This is a genomic window from Methylocaldum sp. GT1TLB (assembly GCF_051027445.1).
Taxonomy (GTDB): domain Bacteria; phylum Pseudomonadota; class Gammaproteobacteria; order Methylococcales; family Methylococcaceae; genus Methylocaldum.
Genome location: NZ_CP194898.1, coordinates 3449475 through 3476298, shown reverse-complemented (window position 1 = coordinate 3476298; position 26824 = coordinate 3449475). Strand labels below are relative to the sequence as shown.

Annotated in this window: 25 protein-coding genes; 9 read left to right on the top strand and 16 right to left on the bottom strand. The window is 56.2% G+C overall.

The annotated features are described in order from the left end of the window. Positions 1–14 precede the first annotated feature (14 nt). The 12 genes from atpD to mnmG all read right to left on the bottom strand — a co-directional run bounded on the left by atpD (position 15) and on the right by mnmG (position 10639). Positions 15–1397: a F0F1 ATP synthase subunit beta gene (gene atpD / locus ACR2R1_RS15150; RefSeq protein WP_156879896.1), complete on the bottom strand. Its 1383-nt coding sequence runs from the start codon at positions 1395–1397 to the stop codon at positions 15–17. A 45-nt stretch (positions 1398–1442) separates the two neighbouring features. After that, the gene (gene atpG, locus ACR2R1_RS15145; RefSeq protein ID WP_133716329.1) at positions 1443–2306 is read right to left on the bottom strand and encodes a F0F1 ATP synthase subunit gamma; all 864 of its coding nucleotides are present in this window, start codon (positions 2304–2306) and stop codon (positions 1443–1445) included. Positions 2307–2316: 10 nt separating this feature from the next. Then, complete coding sequence (gene atpA / locus ACR2R1_RS15140; protein ID WP_077728314.1) at positions 2317–3858, bottom strand: F0F1 ATP synthase subunit alpha; 1542 nt, start codon at positions 3856–3858, stop codon at positions 2317–2319. A gap of 13 nt (positions 3859–3871) precedes the next feature. Further along, complete coding sequence (locus tag ACR2R1_RS15135; RefSeq protein WP_077728313.1) at positions 3872–4408, bottom strand: F0F1 ATP synthase subunit delta; 537 nt, start codon at positions 4406–4408, stop codon at positions 3872–3874. Next, the gene (locus ACR2R1_RS15130; protein ID WP_086133831.1) at positions 4408–4887 is read right to left on the bottom strand and encodes a F0F1 ATP synthase subunit B; all 480 of its coding nucleotides are present in this window, start codon (positions 4885–4887) and stop codon (positions 4408–4410) included. Before ACR2R1_RS15130 ends, ACR2R1_RS15135 begins: the two co-directional genes overlap by 1 nt. A 52-nt stretch (positions 4888–4939) precedes the next feature. Continuing rightward, a complete protein-coding gene (atpE, locus tag ACR2R1_RS15125; RefSeq protein WP_026611179.1) occupies positions 4940–5203 on the bottom strand; it encodes a F0F1 ATP synthase subunit C in 264 nt (87 codons plus the stop codon). Positions 5204–5245: 42 nt separating this feature from the next. After that, entirely contained in the window at positions 5246–6025 is a 780-nt protein-coding gene (gene atpB, locus ACR2R1_RS15120; RefSeq protein WP_077728311.1) for a F0F1 ATP synthase subunit A, read from the bottom strand. Positions 6026–6036: 11 nt separating this feature from the next. After that, complete coding sequence (locus ACR2R1_RS15115) at positions 6037–6414, bottom strand: ATP synthase subunit I (RefSeq protein WP_077728310.1); 378 nt, start codon at positions 6412–6414, stop codon at positions 6037–6039. A gap of 66 nt (positions 6415–6480) precedes the next feature. Then, entirely contained in the window at positions 6481–7326 is an 846-nt protein-coding gene (locus tag ACR2R1_RS15110) for a ParB/RepB/Spo0J family partition protein (RefSeq protein ID WP_077728309.1), read from the bottom strand. 9 nt (positions 7327–7335) lie between these two features. Beyond that, positions 7336–8130, bottom strand: coding sequence for a ParA family protein (locus ACR2R1_RS15105; RefSeq protein ID WP_086133830.1), 795 nt, complete (start codon positions 8128–8130; stop codon positions 7336–7338). A gap of 7 nt (positions 8131–8137) precedes the next feature. Beyond that, positions 8138–8758 carry a 16S rRNA (guanine(527)-N(7))-methyltransferase RsmG gene (rsmG, locus tag ACR2R1_RS15100; protein ID WP_347257440.1) on the bottom strand — a complete coding sequence of 207 codons (621 nt, stop codon included), beginning with the start codon at positions 8756–8758 and terminating at the stop codon, positions 8138–8140. 6 nt (positions 8759–8764) lie between these two features. Then, positions 8765–10639, bottom strand: a complete 1875-nt coding sequence (gene mnmG, locus ACR2R1_RS15095; RefSeq protein ID WP_077728306.1) for a tRNA uridine-5-carboxymethylaminomethyl(34) synthesis enzyme MnmG — start codon at positions 10637–10639, stop codon at positions 8765–8767. A 231-nt stretch (positions 10640–10870) separates the two neighbouring features. On the opposite strand from mnmG, the gene ACR2R1_RS15090 reads away from it, so the two are divergent. The 7 genes from ACR2R1_RS15090 to ACR2R1_RS15060 all read left to right on the top strand — a co-directional run bounded on the left by ACR2R1_RS15090 (position 10871) and on the right by ACR2R1_RS15060 (position 21162). Then, positions 10871–11812: an NADH:ubiquinone oxidoreductase gene (locus ACR2R1_RS15090; RefSeq protein ID WP_077728305.1), complete on the top strand. Its 942-nt coding sequence runs from the start codon at positions 10871–10873 to the stop codon at positions 11810–11812. Continuing rightward, complete coding sequence (locus ACR2R1_RS15085; protein WP_434110765.1) at positions 11812–13326, top strand: nickel-dependent hydrogenase large subunit; 1515 nt, start codon at positions 11812–11814, stop codon at positions 13324–13326. Before ACR2R1_RS15090 ends, ACR2R1_RS15085 begins: the two co-directional genes overlap by 1 nt. A 2-nt stretch (positions 13327–13328) precedes the next feature. Continuing rightward, positions 13329–13787, top strand: coding sequence for a hydrogenase maturation protease (locus tag ACR2R1_RS15080; protein ID WP_077728303.1), 459 nt, complete (start codon positions 13329–13331; stop codon positions 13785–13787). Then, on the top strand, positions 13784–16405 hold the full coding sequence (locus ACR2R1_RS15075) for an EAL domain-containing protein (RefSeq protein WP_434110764.1): 2622 nt from the start codon (positions 13784–13786) through the stop codon (positions 16403–16405). The genes ACR2R1_RS15080 and ACR2R1_RS15075 overlap by 4 nt, the downstream gene beginning before the upstream one ends. 902 nt (positions 16406–17307) lie before the next feature. Further along, on the top strand, positions 17308–18222 hold the full coding sequence (locus tag ACR2R1_RS15070) for an AAA family ATPase (RefSeq protein WP_086133825.1): 915 nt from the start codon (positions 17308–17310) through the stop codon (positions 18220–18222). A gap of 1 nt (position 18223) precedes the next feature. Then, positions 18224–19177 (top strand): DUF58 domain-containing protein, encoded by a 954-nt coding sequence (locus tag ACR2R1_RS15065; protein ID WP_086133824.1) that lies wholly within the window; start codon positions 18224–18226, stop codon positions 19175–19177. Next, on the top strand, positions 19174–21162 hold the full coding sequence (locus tag ACR2R1_RS15060) for a transglutaminase TgpA family protein (RefSeq protein ID WP_434110761.1): 1989 nt from the start codon (positions 19174–19176) through the stop codon (positions 21160–21162). Before ACR2R1_RS15065 ends, ACR2R1_RS15060 begins: the two co-directional genes overlap by 4 nt. A gap of 11 nt (positions 21163–21173) precedes the next feature. Here ACR2R1_RS15060 and ACR2R1_RS15055 read toward each other — a convergent pair whose 3' ends face one another. After that, a complete protein-coding gene (locus ACR2R1_RS15055; protein WP_077728298.1) occupies positions 21174–21614 on the bottom strand; it encodes an NfeD family protein in 441 nt (146 codons plus the stop codon). Continuing rightward, positions 21615–22538, bottom strand: coding sequence for an SPFH domain-containing protein (locus tag ACR2R1_RS15050; protein WP_077728297.1), 924 nt, complete (start codon positions 22536–22538; stop codon positions 21615–21617). It lies immediately after the preceding gene. Between the two features lie 517 nt (positions 22539–23055). Here ACR2R1_RS15050 and ACR2R1_RS15045 point away from each other — a divergent pair. Continuing rightward, positions 23056–23691, top strand: coding sequence for a hypothetical protein (locus tag ACR2R1_RS15045; RefSeq protein ID WP_077728296.1), 636 nt, complete (start codon positions 23056–23058; stop codon positions 23689–23691). A 15-nt stretch (positions 23692–23706) separates the two neighbouring features. Here ACR2R1_RS15045 and ACR2R1_RS15040 read toward each other — a convergent pair whose 3' ends face one another. After that, positions 23707–24522 carry a tetratricopeptide repeat protein gene (locus ACR2R1_RS15040; RefSeq protein ID WP_156879905.1) on the bottom strand — a complete coding sequence of 272 codons (816 nt, stop codon included), beginning with the start codon at positions 24520–24522 and terminating at the stop codon, positions 23707–23709. 251 nt (positions 24523–24773) lie between these two features. Here ACR2R1_RS15040 and ACR2R1_RS15035 point away from each other — a divergent pair, with 251 nt between their 5' ends. After that, positions 24774–26024, top strand: coding sequence for an EAL and HDOD domain-containing protein (locus ACR2R1_RS15035; RefSeq protein ID WP_077728295.1), 1251 nt, complete (start codon positions 24774–24776; stop codon positions 26022–26024). Between the two features lie 39 nt (positions 26025–26063). Here the strand turns inward: ACR2R1_RS15035 and cysE are convergent, their stop codons facing one another. Then, on the bottom strand, positions 26064–26822 hold the full coding sequence (gene cysE, locus ACR2R1_RS15030) for a serine O-acetyltransferase (RefSeq protein WP_077728294.1): 759 nt from the start codon (positions 26820–26822) through the stop codon (positions 26064–26066). Positions 26823–26824 lie beyond the last annotated feature (2 nt).

The window sequence follows — 26824 nt, the reverse complement described above, 5'->3', positions numbered from 1 at the left end:
TTTTTCTCTTTGAATTATGCGGCGCCCCGGTTGGCTTTCTCCAGGGCTTCGTCGATGCTGCCGACCATGTAGAACGCCTGCTCGGGAATATCGTCGTATTCCCCTTCGACGATCCCTTTGAATCCTGAGATCGTATCCTTCAGGGATACGTATTTGCCCGGCGAGCCGGTGAATACTTCGGCGACGAAGAACGGCTGCGACAAGAATCTCTGCACTTTCCGCGCACGGGAAACGATCAGCTTGTCTTCTTCCGAAAGTTCGTCCATGCCGAGGATCGCGATGATATCGCGAAGCTCTTTGTAGCGCTGCAGGGTGCTCTGCACTTTGCGGGCAACCTGATAATGCTCCTGGCCGACGACGAGCGGATCCAATTGGCGACTAGTCGAATCGAGAGGATCTACCGCCGGGTAGATACCCAGCTCGGCGATCTGACGGGACAAAACCACGGTCGCGTCCAAGTGGGCGAAGGTGGTTGCCGGAGACGGGTCGGTCAAGTCGTCGGCGGGGACGTACACGGCCTGAATCGAGGTGATGGACCCCACCTTCGTCGACGTAATCCGTTCCTGGAGCACACCCATTTCTTCCGCCAGGTTGGGCTGGTATCCAACCGCGGAAGGCATACGGCCAAGCAACGCGGATACTTCGGTACCCGCCAGCGTGTAGCGGTAAATGTTGTCGATGAACAGCAGCACGTCGCGGCCTTCGTCTCGGAAATACTCTGCCATGGTCAAGCCGGTCAGCGCCACGCGCAGACGGTTGCCCGGCGGCTCGTTCATCTGGCCGTATACCAGCGACACTTTATCGAGAACGTTGCTTTCGCTCATTTCGTGATAAAAGTCGTTCCCCTCGCGCGTCCGTTCGCCGACGCCTGCAAACACCGAATAGCCGCTGTGTTCGATCGCGATGTTGCGGATCAGCTCCATCATGTTTACGGTCTTGCCGACCCCGGCGCCGCCGAACAGGCCGACTTTACCGCCCTTGGCGAAGGGGCAGACCAAGTCGATAACCTTGATGCCGGTTTCCAGCAGCTCATTGGCCGCCGCTTGATCTTGGAAGCTCGGGGCTTTCCGATGAATAGCCCAGCGCTCCTTCTCGCCGATCGCGCCCTTCTCGTCGATCGGATCGCCCAAGACGTTCATGATTCGACCCAAGGTTTCCTTACCGACGGGTACGGAAATCGGAGCTCCCGTATTCGTTACCTTCAACCCGCGCATCAAACCGTCGGTGCTGCCCATGGCGATCGTTCTGACAATACCGTCACCGAGCTGCTGCTGAACTTCGAGCACCAGGTCTTTATCATCCACCTTTAGTGCGTCGTAAACTTTGGGAAGGGTCTCCCGTGGGAACTCCACGTCGACCACGGCGCCGATAATCTGTACGATTTTGCCCGAACTCATGACTGTCCTCGTAAAAACTCTTGCGTTTATTCTGTAACGATTCGCTTAGACCGCAGCCGCGCCGCCGACGATTTCCGCGATCTCCTGGGTAATGGCCGCCTGCCTCGCTTTGTTGTAGATCAACTGCAACTCTTTGATGAGTTTTCCGGCGTTGTCGGATGCGCTTTTCATTGCGACCATTCGCGCCGCCTGCTCGCAGGCGTTGTTCTCCACCAGACCTTGGAAAACGATCGACTCCACGTACCGGATCAACAACTGATCGAGCACTTCCTTCGCGTCAGGCTCGTAAATGTAATCCCACTGGCCTTTCTGTTCTTCACCGATGTCCTCCGGTCGGATGGGAAGCAGCTGGACGAGCCGCGGCTTCTGAGTCATCGTATTGAGAAACTCGTTGTAAAGAACGTACAACTCGTCGATCTTGCCCTCGGAATATTCGTCGACCATGGTCTTTATGACGCCGATGATATCCTGCAGATGGGGACGGTCGCCGAGCTTGGTCGCCTGAGAAACCACGTTTGCACCGATCGAACTGAAGAACGCGGTACCCTTTTGGCCAATCGTGCTTAGGGTGACGGCCTTGTCTTCCGCGTTCCATCCGCGCATTCTGCGCAGAGCCAATCTGAATAAATTGGCGTTGAGCCCTCCGCACAGTCCCCGATCGGACGAAATCAGAATGACCCCGACCCGGCTTACCGGTCTCTCGATCGTGAATGGGTGTTTGTATTCCGGGTTCGCGTGAGCCAGATGCTTGATGATCTGCGCGATCTTCCGGGAATACGGCCGCGTAGCCTGCATTCGTTCCTGGGTTCTGCGCATCTTGCTGGCTGCCACCATTTCCATGGCCCGCGTGATCTTCTGAGTATTTTTGATACTCGTGATCTTCAGACGGATTTCTTTTCCGACGGCCATCGATCAATCCCTACCAAGTGTGGGTTTCTTTGTACTTCGTAACCGCAGCGTGCAATGCCGATTGAATCTCGTCATTGTAGTCGCCGGTCGCATTGATCTTTTCCATGAGATCGGCATGTTCCGACTTCATGTAATTTTGCAGACCGTCTTCGAAATCCTTCACCTGATTGACTTGGAGATCGTCCAAAAAGCCTTCGTTGGCGGCGAACAGAGATACGGCCATTTGCGCCACGCTAAGCGGGGAGTATTGGCTTTGCTTCATGATTTCGGTAACGCGCTGGCCGCGCTCGATCTGCTTCCGCGTAGCCTCGTCCAGATCCGAGGCGAACTGCGCGAATGCTGCCAACTCACGGAACTGGGCCAAATCGAGACGAATACCGCCACCCAATTTCCTGATGATCTTGGTCTGAGCGGCACCACCCACACGGGATACGGAAAGACCGGCGTTCACGGCCGGACGGACGCCCGCGTTGAACAAATTGGTCTCAAGGTAAATCTGACCGTCGGTGATCGAAATCACGTTCGTCGGAACGAAAGCCGATACGTCTCCCGCCTGTGTCTCGATGATCGGCAACGCGGTCAGTGAGCCGGTTTTGCCCTTGACCTTGCCGCCGGTCAATTTTTCGACTTCGGCCGCGTTGATTCGGGAGGCACGCTCCAAAAGACGCGAGTGCAGATAGAAAACGTCGCCCGGATAAGCTTCGCGACCCGGCGGGCGGCGGAGCAGCAGTGAAATTTGGCGGTATGCCCAAGCCTGCTTGGTCAAATCGTCATAGATGATCAATGCATCCTCGCCGCGATCCCGGAAGAATTCGCCCATGGCGCATCCGGCATAGGGTGCGATGAACTGCAGCGCCGCGGATTCGGAAGCGGAAGCGGCTACGATGATGGTGTGAGCCATCGCGCCGTGTTCCTCGAGTTTCCGGACCACGTTGGCTATCGAGGACTGCTTCTGGCCGATGGCGACGTAAATACATTTAACGCCCGTGCCCTTCTGATTGATGATGGTATCGACGGCGATGGCCGATTTCCCGGTCTGGCGGTCGCCGATGATCAGCTCGCGCTGGCCTCGGCCGATCGGAATCATCGAGTCAATCGCCTTCAGGCCGGTTTGTAGCGGCTGGCTGACCGACTGTCTAGCAATAACGCCGGGAGCAATTTTTTCGATGGGTGAACGTTCCTTGGTCTCAATGGGACCTTTGCCGTCTATGGGCCGGCCCAGAGCGTCCACAACACGCCCGAGCAATGCCTCGCCGACCGGAACATCAAGAATGCGCCCAGTGCATTTCGCGGTATCGCCTTCAGCCAGATGCTCATAGGCACCGAGCACTACCGCACCAACCGAGTCGCGCTCCAAGTTCAGGGCCATACCAAAGGTATTTTCCTTGAATTCGATCATTTCGCCCTGCATCACTTCGGTCAAGCCGTGGATGCGGACGATGCCGTCGGTCACGCTAACGATCGTGCCCTCGGTGCGGGCCTCGGCACCTATATCGAACTGCTCGATTCGCTTCTTAATGAGTTCACTGATTTCAGATGGGTTCAGCTGCATGATTCTTCTCGCTCTAAGTCCAGAGTCTCTTTGCTAATCTTTCAACCTGGCCGCGGATGGATGCGTCTATCACCCGGTCACCCGCCTTGATGTAAACGCCGCCGATCAAAGTTGGATCGACATCGACGCGCAAACGTGCTTTTTTCTCCAGAACACGCTCCAGCACGGAAGACAACCGCGTTTGTTCAGCGTCTTTCAACGGAAAAGCCGTGCTGACGTCTACCTCGATGTATCCTTCATCCTCGGCCTTATATTGGTTAAATAGCTCGGCGATATATTTAACCAGGTCAAGCCGGCGATTCCGGATCAGCAGCCGGACAAAATTTTGTGCCTCAGTGTCCAGGTGATCTTTGCAGAGACCGAGAAAAGCCTCCGAAAACTGCTCGCGGTTAGCCTTGGGATTGGCCGCGGCTTTAGCTAACTGCTCGTCTTGCATGAGCAGAGTGACGAAAGCGAGCGCGTCGCTCCACTTATCAGCCGTTCCCGTTTCTTTGGCCCTCTTGTAAACCGCAACGGCATAAGGCCTCGCCAACGTCGTTAACTCGCTCATTATGCTTGACCCAACTGCTTACCGAGGTTGTCGATAATTTCCCGATGCTTCTTTTGATCCACTTCTTTCTGCAGGATTTGCTCGGCCGCAGAAATGGCCAGCACCGCTACCTGTTGACGCAAACCTTCTTTCGCCTGCTGCAATTCGCGCTCGATCTCGGCTTTCGCCGCAGCAACGATCCGCTCGCCTTCATCCTTCGCCGATTGCTTGGATTCCTCGACCACCTCGCTGGCGCGCTTTTGCGCTAGATTTACGATGTCTGCGGCCTGATCCTTAGCTTCCCGCAACAAAGCGGTCGCGCGCTTCTCGGCCAACTCCATCTCATGCTTGCCTTTTTCAGCCGAAGCGAGACCGTCGGCAATCTTCTTTTTGCGCTCCTCGAGCGCTTGCATCAAAGGCGGCCACACGTACTTCATGGTGAACCACACCAGAAGCGCAAATGTGATCATTTGGCCGATCAGAGTGGCGTTAATACTCACAGCGCTTTCCTCTTTGGTTGTTTGCCATTAAAGCGTCGCAATCGCGGCTTTTTTAGCCCTTGAGTGCGGACAGGAACGGATTGGCGAAAGTGAAGAACAGAGCGAGACCCACGCCGATCATGGTTACGGCGTCGAGCAGACCGGCGACGATGAACATTTTGACCTGCAACATCGGAACCATCTCCGGCTGACGCGCGGCGCCTTCCAGGAATTTGCCGCCCAACAGGCCGAAACCGATAGCGGTTCCCATGGCGCCCAGGCCCAGGATGATGCCCACGGCGATTGCGGTCATGCCAGATACAGATGCGATTTCCATTGTTCCTCCGAATTATCGAACGTTAAGGTTGATTGAAAGAGATTAATGATCTTCGTGGGCTAGACTCAGATATACGATGGTCAGAACCATGAAGATGAAAGCTTGCAAAGTGATGATCAGAATATGAAAGACCGCCCAGGGGAAACTCAGCAAGGGCTGCACGTACCAAGGCAGCAGCGCGATCAATATGAAAATCAGCTCGCCGGCATACATGTTTCCGAAAAGACGAAGGCCGAGAGATACCGGTTTCGCCAATTCCTCGACAAGCTTCAGAATCAGGTTGAACGGGATCATCCATACACTGTGAAAAGGGGTCAGAATCATTTCTTTCCCAAAACCAATCGGCCCCTTCACTTTGAAGCTGTAGAACAGAATCAGGAAGAACACCGAAATCGACATCGCAAAGGTCGCGTTCAAATCCGTACTGGGAACCACGCGAAGATAGTCGAGCCCGATGGCCTTGCCGATATCGGGCAACAGGTCGACCGGAATAAGGTCCATCGAGTTCATCAAGAATACCCAGACGAAGATGCTCAACGCCAAGGGTGCGATTAACGCGCTACGCCCATGAAAACTATCCTTGACCTGAGCGTCAACGAATTCGACGATCATCTCCACAAAATTTTGCAGGGGGCCGGGTACGCCGGAAGTCGCCTTTTCAGCCGCCTTGCGGAAAATGATGACGAATAAGCCGCCTAAGAAAACAGAGAAAAACAGGGTATCCAGATGAAATGTCCAGAATCCTTCGCCGGTCGATAAGGGGGTCAAGTGGTGAACGATATATCCAGTTGCCCCGCCAGAGCCGTGTTCTTCTGTCGCCATATTCTCTCTCGTTAGCGTTCGATATCGCGCATCAAAAGCGCACACCAAAATACCATCAATACCGATACGAAACCGGCAAATAATGGCAGGAATAAAATGTTAGGCAGTTGGAAAATTAAAATAAATAAACCGGCGGTTATGATTATTTTTATGCTTTCGCCGATATAAAACGATCTCACGATGTCTTTTGCCGTTCTTGTTTTATCGGAAAATCCGAATTTTGCGGCGAAATAGACGTTCGGCAAAAAGGCTATCAACCCGCCGAGCAACGCTGACCTAGCTGCCAGCCAACCGAAGAAGGCCAACGTGAAACCGCCGATCAGTGCAATCGCAAGAAGCTGCATCAACAGAACCCGCTTGACGGCGAAAAACAACTTTTTCGCACCCATTGAGGGCCCCCAAACAAATGCTTCGGAATGATAACAACCAAAATGCGGAAGATCAATGTTGCATGTTTATTTCAAACGATCGAGCACACCTTCCAGTTGATCCAGGCTGTCGTAATGGATGACGAGTTGTCCGGCGCCTTTTTTTCCGTGTTTGATCAGCACGGGAGCGCCGATTCGCGTGGCGATTCGCTCTTCGAGGCGGCGAATGTCGGGATCCTTCATCTCCGGTTTTCGCGCCTTTTGCCCATCCCGGAGCTTTTGGATAAGCAACTCCGTAGCACGAACGCTCAACTTTGCCGAAGCGACTTTACGGGCAATTTCAGCCTGAAGCTGAAATTCCAGCGCGAGTATCGCCCGAGCGTGTCCCATTTCTATGGCACCGGTAAGCAGAAGATGCTTAGCATCCGGATGAAGTTCGTTCAAGCGCAGCAAGTTGCTGACGGTAGCCCGGGATTTGCCGACGGCATCCGCGACCTGCTGGTGGGTCATCTCGAACTCTTCGAGCAGGCGCTTCAGGGCTTCCGCCTCCTCGAGAGGATTCAAGTCTTCTCGCTGGATATTTTCGATAAGGGCGATCGCTAAGGCGGTCTGATCCGTAACCTCGCGCACGACCACCGGCAAATCGTGCAATCCTGCCAGTTGGGCCGCCCGCCACCGTCTCTCGCCGGCGATGATTTCGTACTGGCTGTCACCCATAGGTCTGACCACCACGGGCTGGACCACGCCCTGCGCACTGATCGAATCGGCCAATTCTTGAAGTCGCGCCGGGTCGATATCCTTGCGCGGCTGGAAACGGCTCGGCCTGAGTTGATCTATGGAAAGCGTTCTGAGCTTCTCGGTCTCGTTTTCGAGTTTCGCGCCGCCCAACAGGACATCGAGGCCGCGGCCGAGTCCTCGTCTTTTTGCCGTCATGACTTGAATTTATTGAAGAATTGAAGGAATTTTTCGCGATTTTTGATTGCGTCGCACGATTTCGCCCGCCAAGGCCAGATAAGCGACGGCTCCTCGAGAAGACTTATCGTACTTTATCGCTGGCAAACCGTGGCTCGGCGCCTCGGCAAGCCGAATGTTGCGCGGGATGATGGTGCGGAAGACCTTATCGCTGAAATGGGCGATCAATTGCGCGGAAACGTCATTGGCGAGCCGGCTGCGTGGATCGTACATCGTGCGAAGCAAACCCTCGATACGAAGTTCCGGATTGACCGAGTCGCGGATATTCCCCAGCGTATCCATTAAATCCGAAAGTCCTTCCAAGGCGTAATATTCGCACTGCATGGGAATCAACACGCTGTCCGCAGCGACCAAGGCGTTGAGCGTCAGCACGTTAAGCGACGGTGGGCAGTCGACGAGGATGAACTGGTAATCGTCGCGGCAACTCTTGAGCGCCTCGGCAAGCGCGCGCTCTTTGCCTGCCTGTTTCATCAGTTCGACCTGAGCGGCAGTCAGATCGGCATTACCCGGCAGAAGATCGAAGCCGATCTCGGTCAAAGATTTGACGGCCTCGCGTACCGTGGCGTGACGCGTCAATACGTCGTAAGACGAATTTTTGAGACTTTTCTTGTCAACGCCGCATCCCATAGTCGTGTTGCCTTGCGGATCCAGATCCACAAGCAAAACGCGATGCTTGATCGCCGCAAGCGACGCAGCCAAGTTAATGCTGGTGGTCGTTTTACCCACGCCCCCCTTTTGGTTGGCTACCGCAATAATTTTGCCCATGGTTTCCTCAGCCGATAGCTATTTCGATCAAATGACGTTCGACGTCCAGACCCGGAATCTTTAAACGATGACTCTTAACCGGCGAGTCTTTAAGGGTCTGTATTTCGCCCTCCGGAAACTGCCCTTTCTGAGCCAATATCACGCCGTGGGGAGCCAGCATTCTGCGCGTTGTCTCCATTATTTCCGCAAGGCTCGCATAAGCCCGCGCCAATATCGTGTCGAATCCGTGGTCCGGATGGTAGTCTTCCACCCGCGAGGTGACGACCTCCACGTTCGCGAGACCCAATTCGATCACGGCCTGCTGAACAAAACGGGTCTTCTTCGCGTTGCTGTCCAACAGAACGAAATGCCTGCTCTCGCTCATGACAGCCAAGGGAATACCCGGCAAACCGGCCCCGGTTCCCACGTCCAGTATCCTTTCGCCCCGGAGATACGGCCAAATGGTAAGACTGTCGAGCAGATGCAAATCCACTCCCGTCCGCAAGTCGCGGATGGCCGTCAAGTTGTAAACCCGGTTCCATTTCTGGATTAAGCGCAGAAAGGCCAAAAGCTTTTCGTGTTGCTCCGGCGTAAACGGTATGTTTAACGCGGTTATTCCGTCCGCTAGACGTCTACCGATTTCGTCCACTTAAGATCAGGCGCTCTTCTTTTTAAGATGGACCAACAGCAGCGAAATCGCCGCCGGTGTGACGCCCGGAATCCGCGCTGCTTGCCCGACAGTTTCGGGACGTTGTTGTTTGAGCTTTTCCCGGACCTCGTTGGACAACCCGATGACGTTCTGATAATCGAGACTTTCCGGCAAACGCCAATGGTCGTAGCGGCGAGAGCGCTCGATCTCCGCCTGCTGGCGATCGATGTAGCCTTGGTACTTCGCCTGAATTTCGACTTGATCGAGAACTTGCTCGTTTTCTTCTTCAGTTAACCGAGCGGATATCGCTTGGAGGTGTTCGATGCGGATCTCCGGTCGCCGCAGCAGTTCGAGTAGGGTGGATTCCCGCAACAGCGGCGCACTCAGGAACCGGCTTATGGTTTCGGCTTCGGCAGTATTCGGTCTGACATACGTTTTTGCCAGGCCGGTCTGTATCTCCGCAATGGCCTGCTGCTTCGCTTCGAATGCACGCCAGCGCTCGTCGTCCACCAATCCGAGTTCGCGGCCTTTCCCGGTCAGCCGAAGATCGGCGTTGTCCTCTCGTAGCAGCAACCGGTATTCCGCCCGGCTGGTGAACATGCGATAGGGTTCGCTCGTGCCCCGAGTGATCAGATCGTCGATCAGAACCCCCATGTAAGCCTCGTCGCGCATAGGCGACCAGGGTTCCAGATCCTTGGCCTTGCGCGCGGCGTTGACGCCCGCGATCAGACCTTGCGCGGCGGCTTCCTCGTATCCCGTCGTGCCGTTGATCTGTCCGGCGAAGAACAGGTTCTCGAGGTGCTTGGTTTCGAGCGAGGACTTCAGGTCGCGCGGATCGAAGAAATCGTATTCGATGGCGTAGCCCGGCCGTGTGATATGAGCGTTTTCGAAACCGCGTATCGACCTCACAAGCTCGTACTGCACGTCGAAGGGCAGACTGGTCGAAATGCCGTTCGGATAGATTTCGTAAGTATCGAGACCTTCGGGTTCAACAAAAATCTGGTGCGAATCCCTTTCCGCGAAACGCACGACCTTGTCTTCGATAGAGGGACAATAGCGCGGCCCGACCCCTTCGATAACGCCCGCATACATCGGCGAGCGGTCGAGACCGCAGCGGATGATATCGTGAGTCCGTTCGTTGGTACGGGTGATGTAGCAAGGCACTTGGCGAGGATGTTCCTCCCGCCGGCCGAGGAATGAGAACACGGGAACCGGCTCGTCGCCGGGCTGCTCCAGCATGACCGCATAATCGATGCTTCGCCCGTCGATCCGAGGAGGCGTTCCGGTCTTGAGCCGGCCGACCCGAAACGGCAGTTCGCGCAAACGCGCCGCCAAAGCGTTAGAGGGCGGATCGCCCGCCCGGCCGCCTTCGTAGTTTTCGAGACCGATATGAATCCGGCCGGCCAGGAAGGTGCCTACGGTGAGGACCACCGTACGAGCCCTGAATTTGAGCCCCATCTGCGTGATCACGCCGGCTGCGCGGTAATTTTCCACGATCAGATCGGATACGGCCTGCTGGAATAAGGTCAAATTCGGCTGAGTTTCCAGCACCCGACGCACGGCTTTCTTATAAAGCACGCGATCGGCTTGGGCCCGAGTCGCCCGCACCGCCGGGCCTTTGCTGGCATTGAGCACACGGAACTGAATGCCGGCTCGGTCCGCAGCATGCGCCATCAAGCCGCCCAGAGCATCGATCTCCTTGACCAAATGCCCTTTGCCGATCCCCCCGATAGCGGGATTGCAGCTCATCTGGCCAAGGGTTTCGATGTTCTGGGTAAGCAGCAGCGTCTTAGAGCCAGTCCGCGCAGCCGCCAAAGCCGCTTCCGTACCAGCGTGTCCGCCACCGACCACGATGACGTCGAATTCGGTGGAAAAATGCATGAGAGTTGAAATTTCAGGCAGATAGACCGGTTTTGCACTCCCCTGAAGTGCGCGCATAGCTTACTACATCGAACGCCAAAATTGGCATTGCGTTTAAGCCAAGACACGCCCGTACGCTCTGTGATGCAAAGCCACGCAATCTTTTTACCTATACACTATTGTTCAACACATTCTACACCTAGCGTTAACAAATCGAACAACACGGCTCCGCCAGTCCTTATCGAAACTCCGATGACTACATTACTTTGGCTACAAACCGGTGCCTGTGGCGGCGATACGATGTCGATCCTGTGCGCCGACAGTCCGTCGCTGGAAGAACTCCTGGATCAATACGGCATCGACATCCTCTGGCAACCGTCCTTGTCCTCAGAGCCCAAAGGGAAGCTGGACGCCCTGATCGAGGCCATTCTCAGGGACGAGCAAAGACTCGATATCTTGTGCATCGAAGGCAGCATCATGACCGGACCCAATGGATCCGGCCTGTACGATCCGTATCGCGGCCGTTCCAAGATGAGTTTGGTCAGGGAGCTGGCGGAAAAATGCCGTTATCTGGTTGCCATGGGTACTTGTGCGGCCTTCGGCGGCGTCCACGCCGCACCCCCCAATCCGACCGACTGCACAGGCATCCAGTTCGACAAGAAACTTCCCGGCGGCTTGCTGCCTGCCGAATGGCGGTCGCGAGCGGGAGCGCCGGTCATCAATGTCTCCGGCTGTCCGGCACATCCCAACGCCATGACCAAGACGCTGGCCATGCTGGCTTCCGGACTTCCGTTGGAACTCGACCATCTCAACCGCCCTAAGGATTTTTTCAATTCCCTGGTGCATCAAGGCTGCACGCGGAACGAGTATCACGAGTACGACGTCGAGGACAGCGCCTTCGGCGAAAAGGGCTGTTTGTTCTTCAACCTGGGCTGCCAGGGACCGACCACGCATGCCATTTGCAATACCGAGCTTTGGAACGGCCGCAGCAGTAAAACCCGCGCGGGAGTACCCTGTTTCGGCTGTACGTCCCCGGACTTCCCGCTGGACCAGGATCTGTTTCGCACCGAGAAAATCGGCGCCGTTCCGATAAACCTGCCCTTGGGGGTGGAGCGCGCCAATTATATGGCGTACAAGAGCCTGGCCCACGAGGCCGCGCCCGAACGGGTCCTGAATAAAGAAATGGATCCCTGATGGCTAGACGAATTATCCAGATCGATCTTAATCGGGTCGAAGGCGACCTGGAATTCCAGTTGGAGCTGGAAGGTCGCGAAGTGGTAGATGCCCGCTGCATCGGTTCGCTCTATCGGGGATTCGAGCAAATCCTCATAGGCCGAAAACCTAAGGACGCATTGGTCATTACGCCCCGAATCTGCGGCATTTGCGGCACCGCCCATCTCTATTCGGCCGTTCTGGCCCTGGAGCAAATCGGTCGTATTGCCGTGCCCCCCAATGCTTCCCGCATCCGCAATCTATGCCTGATGGCCGAGACGGTGCAAAGCGATCTGCGGCAATCGTTTCTATTCTTTACCGCCGATTTTTGCCATCCCAAATATGCCGGCCGGCCGCTTTACGAAAAAACACTGGGGACCTTCCTGCCCTTCAAAGGCTGGGCCCATCGCGGCACCCTGGAGCATTCGCGCCATGTTCCCGGGATCGTTGCCATCTTCGGAGGCCAGTGGCCCCATTCCTCCTACATGGTGCCGGGCGGGGTGACGGCTCCTCCCACCAGTCGCCGCATCCTGGACAGCCTGTCCATCATCAACAATCTGACCCGATGGTTCGAGCAGGCAGTCATCGGAACCGATCTGGGTCCCTGGCTGGAGCTCGAATCCGCCGACCAGCTCTTCGCCTGGCTCGAAGCCGCGGACACTCACGCGAATAGCGCCATCGGCCTGATGACGAGGATGAGCCGCGACATCGGCCTGCACCGTTCCGGTTTCGGAACTTCCCATATGCTGAGCTGCGGCGCTTACTACGATTCGGCCGGCGGGCAGATGTTCAAATCGGGCTTCCTCAATGGCGACACGGGGAAGATCGAACCTTTCGATCAGGCCGAAATCGCCGAGCACGTGCGCTATTCCTGGTTCGAGCCGTATGAAGGCGGCCGCCATCCGTTCCGCGGTGAGACCATTCCGGATTTTCAACCCCACTCCGATCGCTATTCCTGGAGCAAGGCGCCCCGCTATCGGAACGAGGTGGTACAAACGGGTCCCCTGGCCGAATTGCTGATCGACGGCGATCCGCTGATCGACTCGCTGTATCGGGCGGAGGGCGGAAACACCTGGTTGCGCCAGTTCGCCCGCCTGCGCCGCACGGCTTTGCTGCTCCAGAAAATGCGGGAGATCCTGCACGAGCTGGCCGCCCATCTGGACGATCCCCACTTTACTTCGCCTGCCGCGGACGAAATCCCGGACGGGGAGGGATTCGGACTGATAACGGCGGCACGGGGTGCCTTGGGCCACTGGGTGCAAGTCACCGACGGAGCCATTTCCCGGTACCAGGTCATCACGCCGACCGCCTGGAACGCATCGCCCAAGGACAGCGAAGGCCGGCACGGACATTGGGAGAGTAGTTTGATCGGCCTTACCGTCAACGATCCGGACGATCCCGTGGAGATCGGCCATATTATCCGCTCCCACGATCCCTGCCTGGTTTGCACCGTGCACCTGTTGGATACGGGCAAGCGGATGACGGTCTGGCCCTGATCATGGACGGTCGTCACATCGTCTGTTTCGGTAACGAGTTGCACGGCGACGACGGCTTCGGCATCCGCGTTTATCAACAGCTCCGCCGGCTGGCTTGGCCGAGGGACGTCAAGCTGTTCAACGCGGGCATAGCCGGACTGAATGCACTGGAATTCTTGACCGATTGCCGTCAGGCGATTCTGGTTGACGCATTGGCCGATACGGGGAATGCCGGCGCTGTTTGCGTATTCAAACCCGACGATACGGTCGGACGCTGGGAAACCCCCATCGGTCATGGCTTGGGTATTCCGTACTTGTTGAAGGCCCTCGAAATCGTCTGCGAGTCGCCACCGGACATCATCATCGTGGGGGCCGAGGTCGAGAAAAGGGCCATCAAGCCTTTCTCTCCCGGTCTGTCCGGCAAGTCGGAACGCGCCGTCGAAAAGGCGGTCCGTACTATCCAGCGTCTGGTGTCGGTGTGAAACCCCTAAACCCGCCGAGCCGCCGTATCGCCGTCGAATCGGTGACTCTCGTCGAAACGGCCTGTCCGCCCCGTTGGATGGGGCGCATTCTTTTTCCGGGCGAACGCCGATTCACGGACATCCTCATTTTCAGCAGGGATGGCCAATTCTGGGCGATTCCCGCCCATTGTCCGCATGAGGGTCACGATTTGACGGACTGTCCCTTGTTCGACGGCGGAAAGTTGATCTGTCCGGTGCACGGCCAGCGTATCGAACTGAATTCGGCAGCACTGAAGGTCGAAGTGGACAACGGCCGATTTAACATCCCCTTGCCGGAGAAGGGACCCTATTGGATTTGCAACACCGATCACGAACCAAGTCGCGGGGAAGAGGATTCCGAAGCCCTCCGCCAAATGAGGGAAGAAACCGAAAAACTGAGGCTGGCGAATCTGAAACAGGAAAAACGCATCCTGGCCATCACCCGAAGCATGGATGCCATGCTCAAGGAATCGGAGCAACAGAAGGCGAAACTCAAGGAAGCCATGGGACGCCAGCAGGCTCTCAGCCGCTTCATCCAGCGTGTGCTGGACACCATGGATGATGTTCTGGTCGTCGTCGATGCGGAGGGCCGCATCCGTCAGGTCAACGGAGCGGCGGAACGCCAGCTCGGGCTCTCCGAGGAAGCGTGGTCCGGTTCCCCTGTCGACGAACTGCTGTCTCCCGAAGACAGACGGTTTCTCGCCGCGCAATTGCCGTCTTTGCCCTGGCCGGCGAAATCGGCACTGCTGGAGACCATCCGTTTGCACAAATCTTATAGCGGCGAGCACCGTCTGTCCGTTCCGCCCCGCCAGCGCCCGGGCCCGATTTACTGGCTGAAGGGCAACCTGCTGCACTCGGAGCAGGGCAAGCTGGAAGGCGCCGTCATCACGGCGACGAACATCACCGAAATCAAAGCAAGGGAAACCCAACTGCGGCTGAACGCCAAAGTATTCGAGAACACCAGCGAGGCGATTTTCATCACCGATCTCGAGGGAACGATTCTGGACGTGAACGACGCATTTTGTGATATCAGCGGCTATCGGCGATCGGAGGTGGTGGGTCAAAGCACCCGTTTGCTCAAATCGGGTCTGCAAGACCAGGCATTTTACGTCCGTATGTGGAAAACCCTTTTAAGCAAAGGCTATTGGAAGGGCGAAATCTGGGATCGGCGGAAGAGCGGCGAGTGCTTCCCGATGCTGCTGACCATCAATGCCGTCGCCGACGAGCGGGACAGGCTCACCCATTACGTGGCCGTCGCCCTGGATATCAGCAGCTTGAAACATGCCGAGAGAAAATTGGAACAATTGGCCTACTACGATTCTCTGACGGGCCTGCCCAACCGCTTTCTCTTCAAGGAACGGTTCGAGCACGAAAGCGCTCTGGCGCTACGCAACGGAACCAGGTTGGCCGTATGTTTCATCGATCTGGACAATTTCAAGGATGTCAATGACACGCTGGGGCACTGGGCCGGCGATTACCTGCTGAAGGAAGTCGCGTCGCGTATCCGGAACTGCCTGCGCAAAACCGATACCGTGGCGCGGTTCGGCGGAGACGAGTTCACCATCATTCTGTCGAACGTCGCCGATGCCGCGGAACCCGCCGATGTTGCCCAGAAACTTATCGATACGGTGGGGAAGCCGATCCACATTCAGAACCATCAGATCTTCGTGGGCGCCAGCATCGGCATAGCTTTATTCCCCGACGACGGTCGGGATTTCACCACCTTGACCAAACACGCCGATGCCGCCATGTATGTGTCCAAGGCAAAGGGACGCCGGACATTCCGCTATTTCGAAGACCACATGAAAGAGGAGCCGCGCCAGCGCATGGTGATGGAAACCCAGTTGCGCCAGGCGATCGAGCGGGAGGAGTTCTTACTCTACTATCAGCCCAAGGTCGACTGCGTTTCGAACCGGATCACCGGCGCTGAAGCGCTGATCCGCTGGCGGCACCCCGAGCAGGGCATCGTATCGCCCGGCCGCTTCATCACCATTGCCGAAGAAACGGCCCTGATCATTCCGCTCGGTCAATGGATTCTCAGGACAGCCTGTTTAAGAACCAGCGCTTGGCAGCACAAACTGCCGGAATTCCGAATCGCTATCAACCTCTCGGCCAAACAACTTTTAGCGGACGATTTCATCGACTTGCTGGATCGCGTGCTGGCCGAAACAGGAACCGATCCCGGGGCCGTCGAATTGGAAATCACCGAAACCTTGGTAATGCACGACATCGAAAAAGCGTCCGAGCGGCTGAGCCGTATCCGGGATCGCGGCATCCATATCGCCATGGACGATTTCGGCACCGGCTATTCGTCCTTGTCTTATCTGCAAAAATTGCCCGTCCAGACCATCAAGATCGACCGCTCCTTCATCCATGCCTACACCGGCGACCCGACTTCGGAGCAAGCGGCGCTGATCAAGACCATCGTGACTTTGGGGCAAATCCTCAATTTAAAGGTCGTGGCCGAAGGCGTCGAAACTCGGGAGCAACTGGAACTTTTAAAATTCTATGGCTGCCACGAAATTCAGGGTTACTACGTTTCTCCCCCTCTGCCGGAGGACGAGTTCGAAAAACGCTTTATCGAGCAGCGGGACTCTTGAATCCAATGCCGCTCCGAGCATTTCTTTGAGCGTTTTTTCAGCATGCACGCGCAGCCCCCGAGTTCCAAGCATTCAGCCATAGAGCGGAGATACGAATTCGCCTAGATCGATTGTTCGGGGAGACTGTCCCAGCCGTTCAGTCCGTCCGTTTTCAGGCTAATCTCCAGTAGCAATTCGACCTCTATCCAGAACGGCCGTGCGTGCCGATGCAGTCCCGGGCATGCAGTTCCTTGTACTAGCGCCGGACATCCAATGCATCAAGGGTTTGCGCATCGGCTCGGAAAGCCCTGGTTCGAGCTTAGAGCATTTTCATATCTACCGTACGGGCACTCGCGAGTAGGTCGGGAATCCCTTCCCAATCGCAAACGGTCGCTTTAGTCGCGACCCTTCCAATCGCAAACGGTCATCCGGGGAAGGGGCTGGCCGGCGCTCCCGGCCAGGTCGTTTGCGATTGGAGCGCCCGAATGACCCTTCCAATCGCAAACGTCGCTTTAGTCGCGACCTTCCAATCGCAAACGGCGTCTTCGGGAGCGCCGAAGCCGCCCTTCCCGACGCCGCCGTTGGGCCAACGGGTTCGTCGGCAAAGGATTGCCGACCTACAAATACTTGAGTCGATTTACCCTAGCCGAAAGCGCCAACGACTTCCGCCAAGTCCGTTATGCCGTATGAGCGAGATGAACACTTCGCTGTCATTTCGGCGGGCGGTCAGAATCGCGGGCTTAAGATGCCTAGAAACCCATCGGGGCGTCGTTTTAGGTTATATCCCAAAAACATACCGGATTTTGGGATATAACCGATTCAGATGCTTTCGAATTGATACGGAAGCCCGCGTCCGGTCTCTGCGCCGTCGCGTCTTCCGACAAAGCTATACTTCGTTGCGAAAACGACTTCTCAGGTTCTCCATGCGCAACGCCCTAAACCGACTCTTCCATACCGCCAACACCGTCATCCTCGGCAAGCCGCGCCAGATCCGTCTCGCGATCTGTTGCCTGCTGGCGCGGGGGCATTTACTCATCGAGGATGTGCCCGGCGTCGGCAAAACGACCTTGGCGCACACTCTCGCCAACCTTTTGGGCCTCAAATACCAACGCATTCAGTTCACCAGCGATCTTTTGCCGGCCGATATCGTCGGCTCGTCGATCTTCGACGGGAACAACCATGCGTTTCATTTTCAACCCGGTCCGATCTTTCACCAAATGATCTTGGCTGACGAGATCAACCGCTCGACCCCGAAAGCCCAGAGCGCGCTGCTCGAAGCGATGGAAGAACACCAAGTTACGGTCGAGGGAGAAACCCGTTCGCTGCCGGAACCGTTTTTCGTCATCGCTACTCAAAATCCTGTGTGCCAGATCGGAACGTTTCCTTTGCCCGAGTCTCAATTGGACCGGTTCCTGATGCGCATTAGCTTGGGTTATCCGGATAGCCGGTCGGAGCGTGCCTTGCTCAAAGGCGAGGACCGCTTCGTTTTGCTCGAAAAACTCCCGGTCTGCCTTCAGACGGACGAATTAGTGGCGATCCAGGACCAGGTCAGGACCATACACGTCTCCGATGCGCTGTTGGATTATCTCCAGGCGCTGATCAGATTCAGCCGCGAATCCGGTCATTACGAATGCGGATTATCGCCGCGCGCGGGCCTCGCCCTGTTGAACGCCGCCCGCGCCTGGACCTTCATCGAAGGCCGTGAAGCGGTCCTGCCCGAGGACGTGCAGGCGGTATTGGCTCCGGTTTGCGGGCATAGGCTGCGCCCCGTATCGAGCGGCGCTACGAACGCCGACGTCATTGTGGCGCCGATGCTGGAACAGGTTGCGGCGGTTTGAGATGACTGCGCTCCCGCTTCGGGAACGGCTGGACCTTCGGCGCTTCCTCCGAGGCGAAAAAGCGATCGATGGGCCGGTCATGTTGTCTCACCGGCGAATCTTCATTCTGCCCAGCCGATCCGGCTTGGCCCTTGCGCTGCTCCTGTTGATTCAGTGGCTCACCGCCATCAACTATGGCAACAATCTGGCGTTCATCCTCACTTTCCTATTGGCGGCGGCTGCCATGTCCTCGTTGTTCTACAGCTACCGCAACCTTTCCGGACTGAGCGTCGGCGCCGGAAAAATGAGCCCCGTCTTCGCCGGCGACCTGGCATCTTTCGAGTTGCGGCTGACCAACTCCGCGGCTTTGCCGCGCTATGGCATCGAGTTGAGGCTGAAAGACGCCGAGGCGTTACGGATGGACATACCTCCCGAGGGTACTGTTTCGGCAATCCTTCGGGTCCCAGCGGAAAAGCGGGGCTGGCTCGAGCTCGACACCGTAACCATCAGCACCGCGTTTCCTTTGGGAATCTTCTACGCCTGGTCGCCGATCAATCTGAAATATAAGGTTCTGGTCTACCCGAGACCCACCCAGGAACGATTGCCTTTCCCACGTTCCGAGGACGATCATGTCGGTGCCCGACCACGAAATGCTTCCGATGATTTCCACGGGTTTCGGGCTTATCAACCGGGCGATCCGTTCAAGCACATTCATTGGAAAAGTCTGGCCAAAGGACGCGATCCGGTAATCAAGCAATACGCGGGGGACGAAACGGAAGTCCTTCATTTGAACTGGACGGATACCAAGGGATTGGATACGGAGGCGCGCTTGAGCCGGCTTTGCCGCTGGGTGTTGGATGCCGAGCAGGCTGGGATGCGATATGCCCTCAGCTTGCCAGGAACGACCATAGCCGAAGGTCACGGCGCATCGCACTGCCGGAAGTGTCTCGAGTCGCTGGCTCTGTTCGATCTATGAAGAAGCCCGCAGCAACGTCGTTCGTGCCGGATCGGACGCAGGAAAATCTGCTTCTATTCAGTGTTTTCTTCGTTGCCGCACCGCATCTTCTCAATCTCGGCTGGGCAATCGTTCTTTATTTTTCCTTGATGGCGGCCTGGCGATTCGCGTCAGGGTATCGGCCCGCCTTGCTGCCCGGCCGTCTGCTGTTGTTTCTTCTGACCTTGTCCGGCGCAGCTTTGGTTTACGTCGATTACCATCGCTTTTACGGACGCGAAGCCGGATCCAGCCTCTTTCTCGTCGGCCTGGGACTGAAACTGATGGAAATGCGGAACCGGCGCGACGTATACCTGGTGGTCTATCTCGCGTTCTTCGTAGCTCTGACTCAGTACCTGTTCTCCCAGAGCATCGCCCTGGCCGTCTATACGCTGGCTGCCGTTGCCTTGCTGATTTCCGTATTGATCGGCCTGAACGCGGGTCCTGTCCTGTCGCTCAAAACCCAGTTCAGAATGGCGGCGTCATTGGTGGCGCAAGCCATGCCGATCATGGTAGTCCTGTTCATATTCTTCCCGCGTATCGCGGGGCCTTTGTGGAAGCTTCCGGACGATCCGAGCAGCGCAAAGACCGGGCTCAGCGATATCATAGAGCCCGGCAGCGTCAGCCGCCTCGCCTTGTCGCGGGAGCCGGCTTTTCGCGCCGATTTCGAAGGTCCCTTGCCGCTGCCCGCCGAGCGCTACTGGCGAGGCCCGGTGTTCTGGCATACCGATGGAAGACGCTGGACCCTGCCGCCGGAACAAGGCCGGAACACCGTTCAGGCACCGGCATTCTCCGGACCGGCTTACCGTTACACGATCACTCTTGAGCCGCATCAAAAACGCTGGGTTTTCGCTTTGGATCTGCCCAAAGTTTTTCCCGAGAACCTCGCTCAGACGCCCGAATATTTGCTGCTGACGCCGCAAAACGTCGGCGAACGCCGGCAATACACGATCAGCTCCTATCCGAATTACCGAACCGGCGAACTCAGCCCCGCCGAGCGGGAACAGGGTCTCCAGCTGCCGGATAGACCTTCGGCACGCATGCTCCGGCTGGTCGAACGCTGGCGCCAGTCGTCGTCGGACCCAAAAGACATCGTGAACAAGGCGCTGCTCCATTTTCGCGAGGAGCCGTTCGTATACACGCTCAACCCGCCGGTCATACGCGACAAGCCGGTGGACACCTTTCTTTTCGAGACCCGCAAGGGCTTTTGCGAGCATTACGCCACGGCGTTCGTTTATCTGATGCGGGTGGCGGGAATCCCGGCGAGGGTGGTAACCGGTTATCAGGGAGGGCAATGGAACCCGGTTGGAAAATTCCTGGAAGTACGCCAGGCCGATGCGCACGCCTGGGCCGAGGTGTGGTTATCCGAACAAGGCTGGACGCGCGTCGATCCGACCGCTGCCGTGGCGCCGCACCGGATCGAGCAGGGGATAGACCTGGATCGGCAAATGGCCGATCACGAGGTCAGTTTCAGTCCTGTCGGACGGGCACTGGCCGACGCCGCTTTCGATCTTCACGACTGGTACGATCAGGCACGTCTCATCTGGGCCAGCGTCGATCACGCCTGGAACCAGCGGGTTCTCAGCTATAACCCGGAAAACCAGAAGCGTTTTTGGGAAGCTTTGGGTATCGTAGACTGGCGGGGATTGATCACCTGGCTGACTGCACTGCTAATCCTCTGCGGCGTGCTGGTCGGACTTTGGCTGCGCCCTCGCCGAAAGCCCAAGGCGGCCGATCCCGCCATGGCGGCTTACCATCGATTCCTCAAAAAAATGGCAAAAAACGGGCTGGTCAAACGGACCGGCGAAGGACCCCGTGATTTCGCCTTACGCGCCGCCTCCGAACGGCCCGAGGCCAAAGAGGCCATCGGCGCCATCACCACGCTGTTCCTGCGGATCCGATACGGACGACAGGCAGATCCGCGCGATATCGACCAGCTGAGGCGACGCGTGAGAGCGTTGAGGGTTTAAACGCGCGCGATTCACGCAGCCTTTTCGACCTTCAGAACAACGCCTTCGGCGGCCACGACGCGAACCTTGCTTCCCGGCTCGCAGTCCTCCCCTTGCACCTTCCATGTGGAATCGTCCACGCGGATCCGCCCCTGACCGTTGACGATCGGATATTCGAGCGTGAACAGTCGTCCTATATATTGCGCGGCTCGCTGGTTCAGCAAAGGCTGATCGGTCTCGATGGGATGTCTTTTGAGGAACAGCCGGAACACCGCGATGCTGACGATCGACAGTACCGAGAACAATATCAGCTGATACTCCCAGTCCAGCGCCGGCACGATCAGCTTGATCACGCCGACGACGAACGCCGATTCGGCCATCCATAGAAAGTACATTCCCGGCGCGAGGAGTTCGACGATAAGAAGAAACACGCCGAACGCCCACCAGTGCCAAAAAACGATCTCGAATGCCATTTAGCTTGCCTTCTTGGAAAACGCTTCTTTGGTGATTTCGCCGATGCCGCTTAGAGCGCCGATAACGCTGGAGGCTTCCAAGGGCATGAGAATAACCTTGCTGTTTTCGGCCGCGGCGAGGGTTTGCAACGCTTCGACGTATTTTTGCGCAACGAAGTAGTTAATCGCCTGAACATCCCCTTTGCCGATGGCCTCGGAGACCATCAGGGTAGCCCGCGCCTCGGCCTGGGCCAAACGCTCGCGGGCTTCGGCCTCGCGGAATGCGGCTTCCTTGCGCCCCTCGGCTTCGAGAATCGCCGCTTGTTTTTCGCCATCGGCGCGGAGAATCGCTGCCTGTTTCAAGCCTTCCGCCTCGAGTACGGCAGCGCGCTTGTCCCGTTCCGCCTTCATCTGGCGAGCCATGGAATCGACCAGATCTTGCGGCGGCGTAATGTCCTTGATCTCGATCCGCGTCACCTTGACACCCCAGGGCGTAGTGGCATCGTCCACCACTGAAAGCAGACGGGCATTGATTTCGTCTCGCTTCGACAACAGCTCGTCCAAGTCCATGGAACCCATCACGGTACGGATATTGGTCATCGTCAGCTGCATGATGGCAAGCTGCAGGTTGCTGACCTCGTAGGCCGCTTTGGCGGCATCCACCACTTGAAAAAACACGACGCCATCCACTTTGACCATGGCATTGTCTTTCGTGATGACCTCCTGCGAAGGAACGTCCAAGACCTGTTCCATCATGTTGATCCGTGCGCCGATCTGATCGATCACCGGCATGATCACATTGAGGCCGGGCTTGAGTGTCGCGGTGTATTTTCCGAACCGCTGTACCGTGAATTCGGAACCTTGAGGCACGAACTTGACACTCAGTACGACCAAGATAACGGACAGTACCAAGAGAAATAATACGAAAACGCCAAACGCGGTCATCTCTCCCCCCTTATCGATTTTTTGAATATGTAACGTTCTAGAAACTTTTTTCTTTTGCAACTCAGCCGCTTTTTCGCAAACAGGAATCGATATTCTCGTTTTTCGCGGCCTGTTAAAGCTTAGCCGCTTATCTAGACTCGGACCCGATTGGCCACATTACCAAATGTAAACAAGTCAAAAAATCTTTCCTTTAGTTACAAAGCCGGAAGAAGTCTGTTGACGCTCACTATTTTTCTTTTTTAAACAATGCATTAAGAAATATATAAAGGTGTGTTAAAAACAGTGTACGCCTGTGGCTGAGTTGTGGATAATTTTTTGCCGAGCTCTTTCGTGCTCGTTCAGCACACGCTGTCCACAAACTTTAGCAAGGGTTTTCCAGCGGGGGATGGAAAGTATGTGCTTGGCGTCTTCGGAAAGGGGGAGATCGCTTTACGGCCGTACCGGAATGTATGGCAGATATGCGAAACCTCGTCGAGCGTACTCATAGAGATGGTAAGGTGTTGCCTAAGGAGAAAAAATGTACAGGCTATCGAACAATGACTCCGCAAATGCGACGGATAACGTGCAAGCGTATTCGTCTCGAGGCAAACATCGCCGCTCGTCGTCCAAGACGAGGTTGATTTTTCTTTTATCCATTGTGTTGGTCGTAGAAACCACGGCGCTTTTGGTCTTGTTTATCCAGTTGACTCTAAGTGAACAGGAAAATCTGGATTTGACCGTATTGGAGAAGAAACAGGCGCTGGAGCTTCAAGCCCTGAAACCGGAAGTCGAAAAACTGCGGGCCGACATCGCTGCACTAACGACGTCTCGCCTGCCGAACTTGACCAAGCTCGAGTTCGATAAAGTGATTCCGCTCGATCTAGGCTATGTGAAAAACATCGTTTTCACCGTCGCCGGCAAGAACTCGGATAAACATTACGAGTATAAGATCGTTATGCACAATACCGACTTGACGCTCATCCATCCCGAGGTGGATGTCCTTTTTTTCGACCGGGTCGGCGTTCAAGTCGGCGTGTCCAAAATCGGTTTTCACCAAGACGGCACGCCGAATTTGGATATGCTGGAGCGGGGCGAGGTTCGTTCTTTCTCGTCAATGGTCGATTTGACCGGTGATGCCGATCCCGAATATTTCCGGGTCAAAATTCACAAATAAGAGCGAACCGCCGGATCAAACATACAGGGCACTGGAGAGACGGCCGCGATACTCCCGGGTCAGTTCATGATCATCGCCGAGAAACTTGAAAATGGCCAGGCAGGCTTTTCTGGCGCCATCGCCGTCATAATGACGCGCGGCTTTGACCACCTCGATAAAGGTCGATAAGGCCTGCTCGAAGTCGGCATTCTTCAAATACTCGATCGCTGATAAATAGGCAGGCTTCAGGGGAGCTTCCGGCAGCATTTCCGGGTTTTCGGCGTAACCGAACAACCGGGAAAAAGTGCGAATACTTTCCGCCATCGGATGAGAATCCGAATCGGGGCCGATTCGTTCCACGACTGCCATGGCTCGCCTGTGATCCGACGGAAGGAGCAAGCGAGCCAACATGATGGCGGCGACATCGTTATCCGGTTCTGCGGCAAGCACTTCTTCCAGGATTGCCGCGGCCTTGTCGGGACGACCGGCGAAGACCTCGGTTTCCGCTTGTTTGATTCTGTTCCTCAGTGGGCTGGGCAGAACACGGTTCAGCCACTGCTCGATCATGGCCTCCGGCAACGCGCCGCTGAACTCATCGACGACCTGTCCGTCAACGAAAAGCTTGACGTTGGGAATGCTGCGCACCTGATAACGGGCGCTGACGTCCGGCAATTCCTCGGTGTTGATCTTCACGAGCACGAAGCGGTCCGAATTTCTTTGTGCGAGCCGTTCCAAGAGCGGGCCCAAAGCGCGGCAGGGCGCGCACCAAGGCGCCCAGAAATCGACTAGAACCGGTATGGTGTGGCTGCGTTGAAGCACATCGGCATCAAAGTCTGGGATAGCGTCGGACATGATCGTTTCCATCTGAATGAGGTTTTGTTTATCTCGAATCTATTTTCGTAAAGCTGAACTATTCTTTCACTGAATCACGGCCAATCGGGCCAAGCGAGCGGAGAGTTCAAATCTTCGTTCCTGCCGGGTGAGCCACCCGACTTGTCGAGTGTGTGTCTCAGTCTTCGCTAAACTTTTCATGACTCATTACCTATCCGACGCTATCGTCGGTGAATCGGGCATAAATCGTAGCGCAGTAACCAGTCTGCAACATGCCAAACCGATTCAAACCTCAGACACAGGGCTCGATCATCGTGAGGAACGATTTTCTCATCGGACGGCAACAAATCTTTGACCGCGACTTGCGCATTTTTGCCTATGAATTGTTATTCCGCGACATAAACGGAGATACCGTTGAGACGTTCGGACCAACCGCCGCCAGCAATCAAATCGTCGTGGACAGCTTGCTTGAATACGGGTTGGATCAAATCGTCGGAGCACAACTGGCTTTCATTAATTTCACTCGGGAGAACTTGCTTTCCGAAACCCCTTTGCTGCTCCCCAAAGATAAGGTGGTTATCGAGGTACTGGAAGACGTCCACATCGACGAGGCTTTGATTCAAGCCGTGCGAGGCCTGGTTCAACAGGGTTATAAGATCGCGCTTGACGACTTTGTATTTGAAGAGCGTTGGCAGCCTTTGATCGAAATGGCCCATTTCATCAAGTTCGACATCCAAATGGTCACTCCGTCTGCGAGCGGACGTGTGATGGAACGACTGAAGAAGCTGCCGGTCCGCTTCCTGGCCGAAAAGGTGGAAACGCAGGAGCAATATCTGGAGTATCGGGAGCTGGGCTGCCAGTATTTTCAGGGATTCTTTTTCAGCCGGCCGAACATGGTGCGGGGAAAACGGTTGGAAACCAGTCAACACGCCGTTTTACAGCTGTTGGCAAAAATCAATCGGCCGAACATCTCGATACCCGAACTCGCGCGCACGATTTCGATGGACGTGGGACTCAGCTACAAACTGCTCCGCTACATCAACTCCGCATTTTACGCGCTGCCGAAACAGATCGATTCGCTGAAATTCGCGATTACCTATTTGGGTATCCGCGAAGTCCAGCGCTGGGCATCGTTGATCAGCCTGGCGAATTTTCCCGACCGGCCGAGAGAGATTGTCAAAATCGCTTTGATTCGAGCAAAAATGTGCGAATCTCTCGCCGCGTTCCTCAAGTTGCCGAACAGCGAGCAATTCTTCCTGGTAGGCCTGATGTCCACCATCGACCAGCTGCTGGAGACTTCCTTGGATGACGCGGTTGGCGGCCTGCCGCTATCGAGCGAGGTGAAAGATGCCTTAGTGCATCGCGCGGGATTGGCTGGAGAGGCCCTGAGTTGCGCCATCAACTACGAATGTTGGAAGCTGGACGAGGTGCGTTTCGAGAACCTGGACTTATCCCGAATAGGCAAGATTCATCTCGAAAGTGTCGGATGGGCGAACAAGATTTTTCAAGTACTGGAAAAATAGCGGCATCGCCACTCCCGATAGCCGTGGGGCTGAATTTGTTTATTTTTCCTCGCCCGTTTTCAGCTCGCAATGCTCCAGTTCGGGCAATGGCGCTTCCGAAACGCCGATACCCTGCTGTTTGAGGGCGCGCTTTAGCGCCTCGATCTGCTCGTCCAGCGCTTGTATGTGATCGAGCATGTGATTGATCGCGTGAGCCACCGGATCGGGCATGTCGGGCGTCAAACCATAAGCGTCGAAACGCAGTTTGCTGGCGATAGCCTGACGGCGCGCTTCCTGGGCTTGGCGGTCGGTACTCACCACATGACCGGGGATGCCCACCACCGTGGCGCCGGCAGGGACACTCTTCAGTACTACCGAATTGGAGCCGATACGGGCGCCGTCGGCAATGGTTATCGGACCGAGTATTTTGGCGCCGGCGCCGACCACCACTCCATTGCCCAAGGTCGGGTGCCGCTTTCCCTTTTTCCAGGACGTGCCGCCCAACGTCACGCCGTGATATAGCGTGCAGTCGTCGCCGATCACCGCCGTTTCACCTATGACCACTCCCATGCCGTGATCGATGAAGAACCGCTTTCCGATCCGCGCTCCGGGGTGGATTTCGATACCCGTCCACCAGCGGGCCAAGGTCGAGATGAATCGAGCCGGCCATTTGAGCCCGAAATTCCACAATCGATGGCTGAATCGATGAGCCAAAATGGCGTGCACCCCCGGATAGGTGGTGAAAATTTCGAAATAGGATTGGGCCGCCGGGTCACGGTCGAAAATACAGCTGAATTCTTCTTTCAATCGTTGCCACATAA